The sequence below is a fragment of the Palleniella intestinalis genome (assembly GCF_013166595.1).
Lineage (GTDB): Bacteria > Bacteroidota > Bacteroidia > Bacteroidales > Bacteroidaceae > Prevotella > Prevotella intestinalis.
In genome coordinates, this window is the sequence record NZ_JABKKG010000012.1 from 59521 (window position 1) to 71201 (window position 11681).

At 41.6% G+C, this 11681-nt stretch carries 18 protein-coding genes; 8 read left to right on the plus strand and 10 right to left on the minus strand.

Translation table 11 applies throughout. From position 1 onward, the window contains the following. Positions 1-34: 34 nt before the first annotated feature. The 6 genes from HPS57_RS13410 to HPS57_RS13435 all read right to left on the minus strand — a co-directional run bounded on the left by HPS57_RS13410 (position 35) and on the right by HPS57_RS13435 (position 3706). Positions 35-664 (minus strand): hypothetical protein, encoded by a 630-nt coding sequence (locus HPS57_RS13410; protein WP_172183972.1) that lies wholly within the window; start codon positions 662-664, stop codon positions 35-37. 68 nt (positions 665-732) lie between these two features. Beyond that, positions 733-1230, minus strand: a complete 498-nt coding sequence (locus HPS57_RS13415; protein ID WP_172183974.1) for a hypothetical protein — start codon at positions 1228-1230, stop codon at positions 733-735. 1 nt (position 1231) lies between these two features. After that, positions 1232-1666, minus strand: a complete 435-nt coding sequence (locus tag HPS57_RS13420; RefSeq protein ID WP_172183976.1) for a hypothetical protein — start codon at positions 1664-1666, stop codon at positions 1232-1234. Beyond that, the gene (locus HPS57_RS13425) at positions 1656-2018 is read right to left on the minus strand and encodes a hypothetical protein (protein ID WP_172183978.1); all 363 of its coding nucleotides are present in this window, start codon (positions 2016-2018) and stop codon (positions 1656-1658) included. Before HPS57_RS13425 ends, HPS57_RS13420 begins: the two co-directional genes overlap by 11 nt. Further along, positions 2019-2474: a hypothetical protein gene (locus HPS57_RS13430; RefSeq protein ID WP_172183980.1), complete on the minus strand. Its 456-nt coding sequence runs from the start codon at positions 2472-2474 to the stop codon at positions 2019-2021. 11 nt (positions 2475-2485) lie between these two features. Further along, a complete protein-coding gene (locus tag HPS57_RS13435) occupies positions 2486-3706 on the minus strand; it encodes a hypothetical protein (protein WP_253946579.1) in 1221 nt (406 codons plus the stop codon). A 218-nt stretch (positions 3707-3924) separates the two neighbouring features. Here HPS57_RS13435 and HPS57_RS13440 point away from each other — a divergent pair, with 218 nt between their 5' ends. From HPS57_RS13440 to HPS57_RS13475, 8 genes are read left to right on the plus strand one after another with little or no spacing between them, the layout of a single operon-like run. Beyond that, a complete protein-coding gene (locus HPS57_RS13440; RefSeq protein ID WP_172183982.1) occupies positions 3925-4578 on the plus strand; it encodes a recombinase family protein in 654 nt (217 codons plus the stop codon). A gap of 3 nt (positions 4579-4581) precedes the next feature. Next, a complete protein-coding gene (locus tag HPS57_RS13445) occupies positions 4582-5388 on the plus strand; it encodes a YqiA/YcfP family alpha/beta fold hydrolase (protein WP_172183984.1) in 807 nt (268 codons plus the stop codon). A 19-nt stretch (positions 5389-5407) separates the two neighbouring features. Then, positions 5408-5911 (plus strand): GNAT family N-acetyltransferase, encoded by a 504-nt coding sequence (locus tag HPS57_RS13450; protein ID WP_172183986.1) that lies wholly within the window; start codon positions 5408-5410, stop codon positions 5909-5911. Between the two features lie 16 nt (positions 5912-5927). Next, entirely contained in the window at positions 5928-6197 is a 270-nt protein-coding gene (locus tag HPS57_RS13455) for a DUF1294 domain-containing protein (RefSeq protein ID WP_172183988.1), read from the plus strand. Between the two features lie 26 nt (positions 6198-6223). Beyond that, positions 6224-6457 carry a hypothetical protein gene (locus HPS57_RS13460; RefSeq protein ID WP_172184010.1) on the plus strand — a complete coding sequence of 78 codons (234 nt, stop codon included), beginning with the start codon at positions 6224-6226 and terminating at the stop codon, positions 6455-6457. A gap of 6 nt (positions 6458-6463) precedes the next feature. Further along, positions 6464-7132, plus strand: a complete 669-nt coding sequence (locus tag HPS57_RS13465; RefSeq protein WP_172183990.1) for an AlkZ-related protein — start codon at positions 6464-6466, stop codon at positions 7130-7132. Positions 7133-7134: 2 nt separating this feature from the next. After that, positions 7135-7575 (plus strand): ribonuclease H, encoded by a 441-nt coding sequence (locus tag HPS57_RS13470; protein ID WP_172183992.1) that lies wholly within the window; start codon positions 7135-7137, stop codon positions 7573-7575. Beyond that, complete coding sequence (locus HPS57_RS13475; protein ID WP_172183994.1) at positions 7562-7774, plus strand: hypothetical protein; 213 nt, start codon at positions 7562-7564, stop codon at positions 7772-7774. Before HPS57_RS13470 ends, HPS57_RS13475 begins: the two co-directional genes overlap by 14 nt. A gap of 219 nt (positions 7775-7993) precedes the next feature. On the opposite strand, the gene HPS57_RS13480 is transcribed toward HPS57_RS13475, so the two are convergent. The 4 genes from HPS57_RS13480 to HPS57_RS13495 form a co-directional block, all read right to left on the minus strand. After that, positions 7994-8482 carry an SLOG family protein gene (locus tag HPS57_RS13480; protein ID WP_253946580.1) on the minus strand — a complete coding sequence of 163 codons (489 nt, stop codon included), beginning with the start codon at positions 8480-8482 and terminating at the stop codon, positions 7994-7996. A gap of 5 nt (positions 8483-8487) precedes the next feature. Next, positions 8488-9069 (minus strand): type I phosphoribosyltransferase, encoded by a 582-nt coding sequence (locus tag HPS57_RS13485; protein ID WP_172183998.1) that lies wholly within the window; start codon positions 9067-9069, stop codon positions 8488-8490. A gap of 65 nt (positions 9070-9134) precedes the next feature. Beyond that, positions 9135-9518, minus strand: a complete 384-nt coding sequence (locus tag HPS57_RS13490) for a DUF2958 domain-containing protein (protein ID WP_172184000.1) — start codon at positions 9516-9518, stop codon at positions 9135-9137. A gap of 1565 nt (positions 9519-11083) precedes the next feature. After that, positions 11084-11461: a single-stranded DNA-binding protein gene (locus HPS57_RS13495; protein ID WP_172184002.1), complete on the minus strand. Its 378-nt coding sequence runs from the start codon at positions 11459-11461 to the stop codon at positions 11084-11086. Positions 11462-11681 lie beyond the last annotated feature (220 nt).

The following is an 11681-nucleotide window of genomic DNA, read 5'->3' on the forward strand; positions in this document are numbered from 1 at the left end:
CAGTCCCAAACATGATCTTTGCCGAAGAGCAGGTTTACAGAATCAGAAAGATCATCAGGCAGTTCTTTTCCATGTTGAGAACACGCAGGATAGTAACTGCCAGTGTGTCGAACACGAGTGCCTGCTGGTTGAGTACACGTCGTGCAGGAATACCGCCACATCCTTCTTGCTTGGCCATGTTCATCTTCAAGTCGTAGTAACGGCTGTAGGAATCCGCAACTTCTTCTGCTGTGGTTCTGCCTTTGATGAAGCGGACAAACTGCATGGCGCAGAAGTCGAGGATGTCATCTGGACTCTCGATAAGAAGAGACAGACGTTGCTCCAGATTGACTGAGAAGATGAAACTCTTAGAGTAAGGTTCAACTGAAAGCTGACCAAGGTTTGTTAGTCCTGAAATAAATTGGCGTACTGTTGCACGCTGCCATTGCCACTGACGAGCAAGCTCGGAAATGGTTGTAATAAACTGACCAGGGAGTAACTGTAGGGTTCCTTCAGTGCCTAATGCTTGGTATGCACCAGACGTTGCTTTCGAAAGCAAGTCACAGTATGCCTCCAGCTTGCTGTAACGCTCCTCTGCTTTCGGCTTCAGAAACTCCAGCAATGAGCGATCAACACCCATAGGTTTGTCTGCCTCTGGTGTATGATGATTTGAATTGTGAGTCATTTGAGTCATTTTTGAATTTGAAATGTAGAGCAAGTGGATATTGTGCCAGTGCCAGTTATAAGTGGCATCTAATAGTAATTTCTGATAATCATGGCAAGCTGTTCCCTTGGATTGTTGCTATTCTCTGGAAGACTCTTCAGATGAAGAACTTTTTCAGATGGATAGAAGACTGCTGCCACACTGATAGCAAAGAGGAATAGAGACATACTATTCATATAAGGTATAGCGTAGCAAATCATCGACAACACCAATGTTGCGAACCACAATCTTTTCCTTTCATGCAAAAGATGCAGTGTACGGTCTGCAATTCTCTTGCTGAGTAACACAAGAGTTAGGATGGTTGATATTGCTACAGCGACATTTAGCGATGTTACATGGCAACACCAGTTCACGAAGATTAGCATGAGGACAACCAAATACGCATAGAGACTTCTTGCGCTTTGATACATGGTCATCTTCCACATGAATCGCTTCATGAAACCATAATCCTTTCTGTAAAGAGAGAAGAACACTGTCAATAGGAGGAATGGAAAAGCGAAGCGGATAAGTGTTAATGTCTGTATCATATTATCTATTATTTACGTTTGTATTGCTTTCTATACTGCCGTTTTCAAGTGATTCGAGACGCTCGGCAATTCTGTGGTTTAACTGAATGTTGTAACTGGGTGACATGTGGTCAACAGTCGGATCTTTCGTCAGTTCTTCATCAGCCTCGATGAGAAGACGAAGATAGAGATCTACATAAGAATTATGAATTACCGTGTCAATAGGTTTGCTTACCTCAAGATTGGCACTTGTGTCTATTGGCTGCATTGTATCAGGGTCGATGTTATCTGGTAGTGGGTATGCAGTCTGTATGCTCCGCATCACACAGATGCTGAAGATTATCAAAAGACCAATTATAGCCTTGGCTACGATATTCAGGTTGAATAACATCAGAGCCGACACCATCACCAGGATGGCTATTATATAAAAGGTATATACTTTTCCTTTAGTACTCATAATCGCTTAATTCAAGTTTTATTATTCCGAAAGATGCTTTCTCTATTATGTATTCGACATCATGCAGAGTGAGTGAATGTGTTTCGATTCGCCGTTTTGCGGTCGGGGCTTTTTTACAAAGAGATACCAGTCCCTGGTTTAAATCATATTCATTGATATTCCACGTTCTGGTCTTCTTGAAAGAGTATTTGTCCCTATAGCTTTGGAGTGAAAGACCTTTGTAAAACAATGTCTTCAACTGTCCATCTTGCAAAATTCTCATCTCAATCAGCTTCTCTGTGTCTTTGACTTCAATCCATGTTCTGTATTTTTGTATGATGTCCGCTATAAGGTAATACGTCTTTTTGTTCATCTATAGACCGCAGTTGAAATCATTCATTATCTGAACATGCTCACGCTTTACCTTGAAAGTACCACGTTTCTCATGCAGTCGCAGGTCTTCAAAGAGGTCTGCCGACATAACTTCGATGGAATTGTATATCGTAACATTGAGTTCATGGATAAGTCCGTCAATAGAAGTCTTGCAGTTTATCTTGAACATACGTTCTGTGACCGGATAGCAGTATGCGCAGCATTCATGTCCGAATACAGTGTCGATTGGTGGTTCAAGATGGTAGAGAATGGCAAGGTCGGCATTCATCTCAAACATATCAAGCACCTTGTCTATGGGTTGGGGGATATGTACTTCGTATGGAAGGATGGCATAGTCATCGTATGCCTTTGTCTCTCCAACCCAATAATTGTCTATCAGATCTGGCAGTAGTATTGGACCAGATGTTTTGAATTTATAGATAGCTTCCTGTAACATAGAATTTTTGATTAGATGGTTGATATGTATAAACGCATGAGCTGAGCTGGTATCTTGTTGGACACTTCTTTGTTCACAAAGTGCTTGCTCTCCATTCTTGCAACGATGGCAGGATAATCCTTTGCGATGTCTGTCATAGCCTGAGTTTGTTGTGGTGTGAGCATGGCTATAGCCAAAGCATCCATCGAAAGGTATGGTTGAAGTATCATCCAAAGATAGGCATTGGCCTGGTTTGCATCTTTGATTTTGCCTCGTTTCAAAACTTCATGGCAAACTTGTGCATTGAGTATCAAGCGTCGGTTTGTGCGCATTGACATGAGCACGAGTGTTTCTGAAGGTGGAAGTATATTCTGGGAGGCTGCCTTATATATGTTTGAACAGATTTCTGCTGTATTGTTTGTAATTTCCGTCATGCCGATTGACGAACATTCGTCAAGGTGTGCAAGGAACGTACGGAAATGACGGTCTTCTTCATGCAAGAAAGCCAAGAGTTCATTTCTGGACTTTATACCATGTGCTTTGTTACTCAGCAGGAATTTCGAATAGTTGCTCAAAGCTTCCCGTGCATTTTTATCGAAAGTGGATGATTTATCCAATGACAAAAAGAATTTGTTGGAGCATTCCTTCAAACTATCAAGCTCTTTATTCTTTTTATATATAGATGTATGCAACTTCACATAAGCAACATCGCTTAGTGTATTGTTGTCAGTCAGACGAAGCAACTCTGTACGGATTGAATCTGAAATCACATCGTACCTTACAGACAATCCGCAATGTGCCGTGAAAGCAGGATCCTTCTTTATGAAGCACAATACGGTATCTGCATATTCATGCCATTGATTGATAAAGCCTGTCATGAGCTCTGCGTTGCACTCAGAATGTCCTTTTATCGATAAAAAGAAATTATGATACTCTTTCAGTGCTTCGTCAGATGTCTTGAAATCATATTTTCGGTTTCCACCACAGGAAGACACTATGAGCATGGCACATAAAAAAAGCAAGTGAAAGAATAAACTCATTTGAGTATTTTTTCTTTCACTTGCTTTACTTTTTTTCATTTGGTTTTTGAGTCCTGTTTCAGAAGAGTTGCCGAAGCAACGAACAAACCAGTTTGATTGTACTATATTCCTATTATCCATTGGCATATATTTGTAAATTTTGAGTGCAAAGATACAGATTAAAATCCAAATAAAAGCCACTGTAATCAGACTTTGTATAATTTTATATTTCATACTCTCTTTAGTATGATATTTTGTTTTTTTCTTTGTGAATGTAAAATTATGTTTGATTGTATGTGTTTGTCAAACAAAAAATATCAGTATGATAATGATTCTGAATATAATTGTGTACCTTTGCATGTGAATCACGCCTACCATAGGTTAAGTCTTGACTTTTTAAGTTATTCGTAGGCGTATAACTATCAAATTATCAGTCAATAATATTTTTTGATATGGCAAAAGTAGGCTACATAATGGCAACCTCTCAGTATGACAAACTGGAAGAAGACCGCAAATGGATGAATGAGTTCGGTTGCATCCGCATCGTTGAAGAAAGCGATGAGGACGAACGCAACAGACCGTTGTGGAAACAACTGATGGTTGCTCTGCAGCGAGGTGATGAACTTGTCATCCCTAAATTCTCTAATGCCATGCGTGGCAGTCGTGAACTGGCAACGTTCCTGGAATTTTGCCGAGTCAAGGTCATACGCATCATTAGCATACACGACAAGATTGATTCCAGTAACATTCTGTTTCCTGACACAAAGCCATCTGATGTTTTGGTAATGATGGGTTCTTTGCCTGAAGAAATCCTAGCTCTACGCAAGTCAGCAGAACATATGGTGAATCTGCAGGAGAAGATGATTGTTTCTTTGCCATCCGTATCATCTTCAAAGATGCGCAAACTCGATAGAGAGAAGACAATCATCAATCTTTATGTTGCAGGACATTCTATTGATGAAATATGGAGAGCCAGTGGCTTCAAAAGCCGTAGTTCCGTGTTCCGCATACTTAACAAGCACGGCATCAAACTCAATAGAGGCAATCACTCTGGACCGATTAAGAAAAGAGGTACAAAGACACCACAACAAGACATAAAGGAATAACAGATGAAGAAAATTCTATTTCTGCACGGCTTCTTTGCTACTGGCAGTTGTCCTATGGCGAATGCTTTAAGAGAGGCTTTCGAAGGGTCTGCCATTGTGCTGACTCCAGACTTGCCATTGCATCCCAAGGAGGCGTTAAAGAAGATTCGCTCCATCATAGACAAAGAGCATCCTGACTTGCTTGTCGGCAACAGCTGTGGGGCGTTCCTTGCACAGATGCTCTCTCCTGTAGTGGGCATTCCTGCTTTGCTTGGCAATCCTTATTTCAAGATGACAGAGTTCCTGAAGGAACGCATCGGTGAACATCAGTATAAAGCCCCTCGTAAGGATGGCAATCAGCGTCTTGTCATAGACGAAGCATTGATTGAGGAGTTTGCCGAACTTGAAGCTGTACAGTTTGATTGCTGCAACCCATATTACAAAGAACGTGTATGGGGACTTTTTGGTGAGCAGGACACCCTTGCTCACTTTACCCCATTGTTTATGGAGCACTACAACAACATCTATCATTTCCCTGGTGGTCATACCCCAACTGAGCAGGAGGTAAAGACATGGTACGCACCACTCGCTACCAAGATGATGATGGAGTATTCAGCAAAAGAAGAAAGATGTTTCCAACATTTTAAGGGTGGCAAGTACAAGTTCATCCATTCCGCATTTGACTCTGAGACCTTGGAACGCATGGTAGTATATCAAGCCCTATATGGTGACCAATCTTATTGGGTACGTCCAGAAAAGATGTTCTTTGAGCACGTAACGAGAGACGGCAGAACCTTCAGCCGATTTACAGAGATAGAACACGAAGAATAACAACACTATACCTCATTTTATGATTGAATATAGACGACTAAAACTCTCTGAACGAGAGGAATTTGAGGCGCTAGTTGAGACTGTTATCGACTCTTTGGAACGTAAGGACTTTTTTATGCCATATTCCAAAGAGGAAATTGATGCGATATTTACATCAGCCAATGTGATAGCCTATGGAGCCTATCACAATGGAAAAATGGTCGGTACAGCTCAACTCTTTGAAGAAGATGAACTTGTGGAACAAATCAAAGCCGCCGTTGGACTTGCCGAGGCAAAGGCAGCTGAGTTTGGCGGTGTTCTGGTTTTGCCTGAATATCGTGGTCAGGGCATTATGAAACACTTTGCCGGCATCCTTCGAGACGAAGCCAAGGCCAAGGGACTTGAGTATATTGTGAGTATAGCACATCCCGAAAACACAGCATCTAACCGTGGTATCACCTCAATGGGAGCAAAGCTGGCAAAATGCGACAAACTGGGTGAATACACAAGAAACATGTACTTTTTAGCTTTGACGGAAAAGTAAAGGGCGTAAGATAATAATGATTGAAATACTCTTTTACTACCTGCTTGCTATCAATGTCATAACCATCGTGATTTATGGCATTGACAAGCTGAAGGCAAAGCAGGATAAATGGCGCATACCCGAAGCGACGCTCCTCTTGCTTGCCGTCGTTGGCGGCAGCATCGGAGCATGGATTGGTATGAAGGTATGGCACCACAAGACCCTTCACAAGAAATTCCGCTATGGTGTGCCCGCCATTCTGCTGATACAGATTGCGCTGATGGCGTATTGGCACATGAATCTTTGAAAACAAATAGTTTGAAAATTATGGCAATGACTATTGATACAACCAATCTCTGTTCACATCTTCAAAAGAAGTTGCTTGAACCAGAAGGAATATATTATCCTATCTGGCAAGGCATACAGGACGATGAAGAGTTGACAACCGTGGTTCGCTCACGACAGCTTCACATTTATCGTGACGGCAAGAAGATTCTCATTCTCGCTGGCAAGGCTCAGCCGAAGATTATCAGAGAAGATAAACTGAATGAATTGATAATAAAATAAATGGACATGAATTTTCCAGAAATATATTCAGCAACTGGCATGATGGAGTTGATTCAGAAGATAGGCTTCCTTCCTCTCCTCGATAGTGGCATTGAAGGCTTCTCTGCCGAGGACATCGTGGCAGAGGACTGTCGATATGTAACATTTCCTGAAGGCGGCTGGGATTGGCCGCTTTGGAAATGGAAGGGTGAGATTGTGCAGGAAATGCCGTGTATGTACGGAAAGTTCTTTAACAAGAAAGCGGGATTTATAAGTCAGGAATGGTGGGCAGACTTCTGTAATTACAGACGAAGTAAATACCCTCGTCCAGAAGAGGAGTCGATTGAGGGAGCCATACTTAGCACACTACAATCTTCTGGCAGTCTCATTACAAGGGAACTACGAAATGCTTGCGGCTTTACTGGTAAGGGAATGAGAAGCAAGTTTGATAGCTTCATTACCCGACTGGAAATGGCAACTTATATTGTGACAGAGGATTTTATCTATCCTCGTGACAAGCATAATCGTGAATATGGTTGGGGATGGTCATTGCTGAATACTCCCGAAGAACTCTATGGAAGGGATGCCTACCGATGTGAACGAACTCCCGAAGAGTCTTACCAAAGGATATTTGAGCATCTGAAAGAGATTCTGCCGAATGCAACAGACAAGCAACTGAGTAAAATGATAGGATAAATATGACACAAAATTCAACTACGTATTACGTTTGGATTGGTGGCTCATGTGACTATGGACATAAAGAGCGAGCTGGTGGTGCTGCCGTTGTGATTGAACATAACGGTAGCATCATCAGCCGTAATGTCATCAGCGACCTGCATACCACAGAGTTCCGCATGATGTTGACACTAATGGTCAAAGTGATGCAGGAACTTGAACCTGGTTCCGACATCCTTTTCCTGACCAATGCTGCCTATATTCAGAACTTTGACAAGACTCCGACTGCGAAGTCAGCAAATCCAGACTTGATAATGCAATGTATAGAGGAAAAGAAGAGACACAACTCTGTTGGAGTCAAAATTGTACAATATCATAAAAGCCCATTGCTTATAGAGACACACGACATGGCTACAGAAGCAATGACTAAAACAAGGAAGGAGTATCATCATGAACGTAAATGAACAAGCACTATTGGCACAAATGCAAGACCTCGGCTATTCCCATGGTCTTTGCATTACGGCACTACAAATCCTATCCCAAGACAAGTTGGCTGTCAGCGACATGCTTGCCTTTATCTATGACGAACAACCCTCAGAAGAGGACTTTATCAAGGAAATGGCAAGATTGTGTGAAGCCAATGGTTGGGACACCATCGGTTAAGGTACGAGTATAATAATCCTGTAGAAGCATTGAGGTATTTGCCCCTACGAACATATAATCAGATAATTATCTAATAACAATTATCTATCTGTCTCGTCTGAAATCGTTACGGTTGTCACCATACCACCATGCTCCCAAGAAGGCGATGACGACACGGAAGACAAAATAGATAATTATAATATCAACCAGTTCGTTCATAAGCTTGATTTAATTTGCCACTCAATATACATTAACTACGGGGATGCATAAATAATTGGCTTTCTTGATAGTATAGTATGTTCCACCTTTCTCTCGCCCATCATAGAAAGCTATGAGAAGTGAAGCGTTCTCCACCATGAACTCGTCTCTATCAAGAAAGCATCTTGAATAATAGCGTTCTGATAGAATTAACACCTCATCTGCCGAAGCCATCAATTCCCCATAAACCACCTTATCAATAGTACTGAACCTATCTGCCTGACCTCTGAAAGGAATGGCAGCAGTCAGCGTCATTCCTGGACATGAAGATTTCAATGACTGCACTATCTGTGCTGCCATAAGGTCTATGCCAATGGCAAATCCAGAAATAAAATTACGGATGCCATACTCATAAGCGTCAAGTATAGCCTTGGTCAGTCGTTCTTTGATTAACTCCTTTTGTGAGAAATTATAGAAGCGATGCCCTGTGAAGGCTGCAGAAGCAGCCTTGTCGAATTTTGTTTTGTTCATTCTTTTCATTGCTGTACGTATTTGTATGATGTCTTGCCAAGAAATATGCCATTTGTCACACGCGCCCCGACTTGTTCTAATTTAGCGGTGTAGTCACAAAACGATGTGCCGGTAGTAACCACATCGTCCCAAATGCAGACTATCTTGTTTTTGAAGAAATTAGCGTCCACCTCGATGTTATTATTTTCCTTCAAACGTTTAGCTCGCTCTTCTTTCTTGACCTTTGTACCATGAACTGCGGTACGTTCACCAATGACCTTAACATGAGAAAAGCCGTCTATTGCTCCCGAAAAACGGCAAACAAGTTCTGAGAAGTTCTTGTTTCGTGCTTCGTTGCGCTCTTGGCTGCTTGCAGGAACACAAGAGAAAACCACGTTACGAACCTTGCGACCGAATTTCTTCACAAGCATTTTTGCTACGCATTTTGCCACCTCAGTATGGTTGCGACCATCCTTAAAGTCAAAGATAACTTGGCGGTCAAAGAATGCATCCATACCGATGTTCTTGATGCGCACCGGATAATAGCGGAAAAAACTGCTCAACTCCTTATCCTCTTGTCCCTTGATGTAAACTTGTACCATATTCATAGTCATTGTCATAATTTCTTGGTAGGTAGCAGCCGTTAGCCACTACCCAACAAGAATGTTTTGTGTCAATCGTAAAGTCTGTTTAGGAACGACTGCAGTTCTCCGTCTTGGATTGCAGAAAGTTTACATGGTTGGAAAGCGTTTCTCTGCTCTACCATGATGGTACCGAGTCCATATTTGGATGCGTCCAAAGCCACACTTGCCATTTCATTTGCAGATATGTAGCCGTACTCTGTTTCTGCCAAACCTACGCTAATGCCAAAAAGGACAAAATCATCGTTCTCTCGTTGTCCTTCAAGAATGTACCAACGAGCGTTACCGATGAAAAACACTGCGATGCAAAGTGCATCTTTCTTCTTGCTATCCTGAGAATAAAGCGGATAGTCCTTCATTGTCTTCTCCAAGCCAGGAGTAATCAAACGGTTGTTGTAATCTGTTGCCATAGTCATAAAATTATTTTTCTCCCTTTCGTTAAGTCCTTTCGGACTGGGATCGGGAAGATTTTTCTGCTTTACAAAGTGCGCCAAAGGCAATAGAGCAAGTCTGGTGTGAAGAATACTCTTTTCATGGAAAAGGAAGATTGTTCACAAAGCACGACTTGCCATTAGCCAAAAGGCGCGATAACTTTGCAGAAAAAGAATCCCGTAATCCCAAAGACGACACGGCATATAAGACTATAAGTCTCAGTAAGAAGAAACAGATACAAAAGGTAATACCAGAATGGATAAAACAGTTGGGTGGGAATAGTCCCAAGCATCAACTGTCGGTACGACAATAAGAGAACTCTCCAAAATGTAAAAGGAAGAACGTGACGAGCAAAGTGTTTAGTTTTGCCCGACACCTTCTGACTAAGGCATGGCGGAATGTTCTTGTCGTACCTTTGGCAGAGTGTTGTTCTTTCGTAAGTCGATACAATCGACCTGCGTAAGAATAACTTTATGACAAACGGTTAATGCCTATGGGACTATGGTGTGGGGCGGAGCATAATAAGTATTTCTTCATTATGTTGATAAAAAGCTACTCTCATTATCGTATGAGACTTTAAAGTGTATTCATGTACACAAGTACACATTAACACACGGACATATGTATTCACGTCCACATGAATACATTGAAACAAAGGGATTATTCAGAATGATGGCAAAATGAAAATCAATATATTATAAAAGGAGAAAGGGGAGGGAAATGAAGAATGTTGCTGTGAGCCAGTGTGCCATCTCGACGAATGGACATGCAGTAGTGTCAAATAGAGTAAGTGGAAACGCCTGCGTCCCACCGGCTCTATTTGTAAGATACCGTATGTCGTTTCGTAGCGCACCTTCCTGCTGAAGGACTTTGCTCTTACGTCATGCTCTGCTGACATAAATGCAAAGTCTTTCAGGTGGAACTCCAGTAGCATCCTTCATAGTGTGGGGCGAAGCATTATAATCTCTGCCTACAAAGGTAGAACACATAAAGGGCTATCACTCATCACTCTATGAGATTTTAAGTTGTATTCATGTACACAAGTACACGTTAATACATATTTCAATGTACTCACGTTCACATGCATACATTGAAACAAGAAGAACTGCCAGAATGACTATAAAAGGTAAACCTATAAATTATAAAAGGTGGAAGGGAGGGAAATGAAGGATGTTGCTGTGAACCAGTGCACCTTCCTGACGAATGGACATACAGTTTGTAAGAAACCATATGTCGTTTCGTGGTGCACCTTCCTGCTGAAGGACTTTGCTCTTACGTCAAGCTTTGCTGACATAAATGCAAAGTCTTTCAGGTGGAACTCCAGTAGCATCCTTCATGGTGTGGGGCGAAGCATTTCAATCACAATTTCAAAAAGAAGAACACATAAAGGGCTATCACTCATTTCTATATGAGGTTCTAAAATGTATTCATGTACACAAGTACACACTAATATATGTAAGGACGTTTTCTCGTTTACATTAAATGAAACATGTTCAACAAGTATAACAAAAAAAGCGACCCGAAGATCGCTCGTTATAGAGTGAAGGAATTACTTCTCCTTCTTGGTCTTAGTTCTCTGAGATTCAGGAGCCTCCTCCTTCTCTTCTGCTTCATAGAACTTGGTAGCCACGAGTATTACTCGGCTATGCTTGACTCCGTCAGCATCCTGCCACTCCTCTGGCTTGAAGTAGCCCTCTACTGTAAGGAGTGCTCCCTTGACCAAACGGTCGAATGATGAGGTATTCTCGTTCTTGCGCCAAGCCTCTACATTCATGAAGGCTGAGGTACGAGTGTTTTCTTCACCGTTCTTTTCGATTCTGCTGATAGCCAGTGAGAAGCGAGCTACGCTTGCGGTTGAAAACTGATGGATGCTTGCATCCTTACCTACGAAACCTGTTACTGCGAAAGTATTTTCCATCTTTTTCATAATTTGAATTTTTAGAAGTGAAACATTTATTTTTTACGATGCCTCCAGAGTTGGCAAGGGAAACATGAGAAGCAAGGAATTATCGAAATATTTCACCTTTAGGCATGAAAAGTTTTATGGATAAAGAGTCAACCCGCAAGTGCAATTGTTTTTGCAAAGTTACATAAAGAATTTGAAAAACTCCCTTACCGGCGTAGAGAATTTCAGTTTTTCCCTTGGT